This is a genomic window from Mesorhizobium sp. M7A.F.Ca.AU.001.01.1.1, from assembly GCF_004022735.1.
Lineage (GTDB): Bacteria > Pseudomonadota > Alphaproteobacteria > Rhizobiales > Rhizobiaceae > Mesorhizobium > Mesorhizobium ciceri.
This window is the reverse complement of record NZ_RZPF01000956.1, coordinates 1-1932: the sequence shown is the minus strand read 5'-3', so window position 1 is coordinate 1932 and position 1932 is coordinate 1. Positions and strand designations below refer to the sequence as shown.

General features: G+C 65.1%; 2 protein-coding genes. One reads left to right on the top strand and one right to left on the bottom strand.

Translation table 11 applies throughout. The features are described 5' to 3' along the window. On the top strand, positions 1-673 hold a 673-nt coding region (locus tag EN884_RS34520), incomplete at its 5' end, for a DUF1402 family protein (protein ID WP_128361063.1). Positions 674-792: 119 nt separating this feature from the next. Here the strand turns inward: EN884_RS34520 and EN884_RS34515 are convergent. Beyond that, on the bottom strand, positions 793-1932 hold a 1140-nt coding region (locus EN884_RS34515; RefSeq protein WP_128361062.1), incomplete at its 5' end, for an FAD-dependent oxidoreductase.

Genomic DNA, 1932 nt, shown 5'->3' with positions numbered 1-1932 from the left:
CACCTACAATGTCGATGCTTATGACCGGCTGCAGACCTACTATGTCAAGGCGATCTCCTATCTCTCCAGCAAGCTGTCCTTCGCCTATGACGGCGAGGACATCACCGACTTCGTGCAGCGGCCGGAATTCAAGAAATGCGCGGGGATGTCCGACAGCTACGATCTGTGGGAATGCCGCGAACAGGTGTGGAACCGTTCGTTTCGCGGCAAGTCGGTCGGCGGGACCAGCTTTCCCGACGACCGCTTCGGCGCCACCTTCTTCCAGCCTTATTATGCCGGCCAGACCTTCGGCCTCGGCCAGCTCAATCCGCTGACCGCCCTGCAGATGAGCGATCTGGTGCACAAGGTTTCGGGCCTGCCCAAGCTCGACGTCGGCGATCCCAATTCGGTCTACAAGACCATCATGGATCCCGACCTGACGCTGCCCTACGTCGCCGCGACGATCAGGAAATCGATCGATGCCTATAAAAGCATTGCCGGCTTCGACATTTCGGGCAATCCCGGGCTGACCGCCACGCTCTACAATGTCGGCAATCCGGAGCAGCGCGCTTATGCGTTGAAGGCGGAGAACGACAGGCGCCGCGCCGCCGGTGAGCCCGAAAAGCTGCCGGAAGAGAATTATTATGGTTGGCTGGTGAACGACAAACTGCCGGAGCTGAAGGCGCTGTTTTAGGGCTGGGGTTCAGAGCCTTTACCTGCCCCTTGTAGGGCAGGTCGGACCGAAGGTCAGGGGCGGTGCCGCACTCCCATCCCGCAGCTGCGCAGCGGCCCCCAAAAAGGGGGAGCGTAGGCTCAGGCGGCCAACAACGACTTCAGCTTCACATCCGGTGATCCCAGCGCTTCCGGCGCCGGCTTGGCCCGCTTGGCGATCAGCATTTCGGCCAGCCTGATGTCGCGGGCGACCGCGTTGCCGGGGCCGATGCCGCTGGCCGCGACCAGCCTGCCGTCTTCAGCCAGATGGAAGAGGATGAAGGCGCCGTCGCCGAGATCGCGGCGCACGGTGTTTTTGCCCTCGTCGGAGAGCCCGGCGATCTGCAGCGACAGACCATATTGATCCGACCAGAACCACGGCACCGCCGCATGCGCCTCGCCGGCGCCGAGCATGTTCCTGGCCGCCAGCGCGCCCTGTTCCTGGGCGTTGCGCCAGGCTTCCAGCCGCACCCGGCGGCCGCCATAGACGGCGAGCGGAAACGAGCAGCAATCGCCGGCGGCAAAGATGTCGGGATCGCAGCTGCGCAGCTCGGCATCGACTGCAATTCCATTGTCGATCGTCAGCCCCGCTTCGGCCGCAAGCCCGGCCACCGGCACGGCGCCGATGCCGATGATCGCGAGGTCGGCGACGATTTCCCGGCCGCCGGCAAGTGTGGTGCGCACCTCGTTGCCATCGTCGGCGATGGACGCGATGCCGTCGCCGCACAGGATGTCGACGCCCTCGGCGACATGCGCCTCATGGATGATTTCCGCGATCTCCGCCGGCACGCCGCGAATCAGGATGCGAGGCTGCGCCTCGATGACGGTGACCGCGGCACCGAGCTTGCGGGCCGCGGCGGCGAGTTCGAGGCCGATAAAGCCGCCGCCGATGATGGCGATACGGTTGCCGAGGGTGAGATGCGCGCGAATGGCGAGCGCATCAGCGAAGGTTCTGAGATAGACGCAGCGCGGACCCAGGCCCGGCATCGGCAGCTTGCGCGGCGTCGAACCGGTTGCCAGCAGGAGCTTGTCGTAAGGCAGGACCGATCCGTCCGACAGGCGCACAGTATGCGCCGCGCGGTCGATCGCGACGGCCTGGACGGAATGGATATGCCGGATCGACTTCTCGGCCAGAATTGCGTCGCTGGCGATCGCCTTGATCCCGGGCGCATCGCTGGCCATCGCCTCCTTGGACAGAGGCGGGCGCTCATAGGGCAGATGCGGCTCGTCGCCGACCACCGT